This is a genomic window from Pseudomonas sp. ICMP22404, assembly GCF_006227205.1.
Lineage (GTDB): Bacteria > Pseudomonadota > Gammaproteobacteria > Pseudomonadales > Pseudomonadaceae > Aquipseudomonas.
On sequence record NZ_VCNG01000045.1, the window covers coordinates 1 to 1,225 of the forward strand.

General features: G+C 59.9%; 1 protein-coding gene. It reads right to left on the reverse strand.

Annotation, left to right across the window (positions count from 1 at the left end; genetic code table 11):
• Positions 1–1,225, reverse strand: a 1,225-nt coding sequence (locus FGE05_RS29555; RefSeq protein ID WP_139650428.1) for an immunoglobulin-like domain-containing protein, incomplete at both ends; no start/stop codon positions are given.

The window sequence follows — 1,225 nt, forward strand, 5'->3', positions numbered from 1 at the left end:
GATGTTAATCACCGAGCCATTGCTCAGCGTCACGGTCACTGGCGTTTGCGCCGCGTTGGTCAGCGTCGCGGTATAGGTGATCTGGCCGCCTTCGGTGATGGTTTCGCTGGCACTCAGGGTCAGGCCAGTGTCGTCCACCGAATCGGTGATCGTGGTGACCGCAGGCGTCGTGTCCGGAACCAGGTTTTCGAAGTTGCCGCCAGTTGCGCCAGTGATAGTGGTGCTGACGGTGCTGCCATTGTTGTAGACGTCGTTGGGCGATGTCTCCAGAGCAATGGTGCCGGTGGTTTCGCCGGCGGCGATGGTGATGACCGAGCCGTTGCTCAACGTCACGGTGACCGGGGTTTGGGCTGGGTTGCTCAGGGTGGCGGTGTAAACAATCGAACCGCCTTCAGTGATGTTCTCGCTGGCGCTCAAGGTCAGGCCAGTGGTGTCCACCGAATCGGTGATCGTGGTAACCGCAGGCGTAGTGCTTGGCACCAGGTTTTCGAAATTGCCGCCAGTTGCGCCAGTGATAGTGGTGCTGACGGTGCTGCCATTGTTGTAGACATCGTTCGCAGACGTATTCACCGCAACGGTGCCGGTAGTTTCGCCGGCTGCGATGGTAATCACCGAGCCGTTGCTCAAGGTGACGGTCACTGGTGTTTGAGCGGCATTGGTCAAGGTAGCGGTGTAGGTAATCTGGCCGCCTTCGGTGATGGTCTCGCTGGCGCTCAGGGTCAGGCCAGTGTTATCCACCGAATCGGTGATCGTGGTGACCGCAGGCGTAGTGTCCGGGACCAGGTTTTCGAAGTTACCGCCGGTCGCACCGGTGATGGTGGTGCTGACAGTGCTGCCATTGTTGTAGACGTCATTCGCAGGCGTATTCACCGCAACGGTGCCGGTAGTTTCGCCAGCAGCGATGTTGATCACCGAGCCGTTGCTCAGCGTCACGGTCACTGGCGTTTGAGCGGCGTTGGTCAGCGTCGCGGTGTAGGTGATCTGACCACCTTCGGTAATGGTTTCGCTGGCACTCAGGGTCAGGCCAGTGTCGTCCACCGAATCGGTGATCGTGGTGACCGCAGGCGTCGTGTCCGGAACCAGGTTTTCGAAGTTACCGCCGGTCGCACCGGTGATGGTGGTGCTGACGGTGCTGCCGTTGTTGTAGACGTCGTTGGCTAGTGTCTCGACATTGACGCTGCCGGTGGTTTCGCCCGCTGCGATGGTGATGACCGAGCCGTTGCTC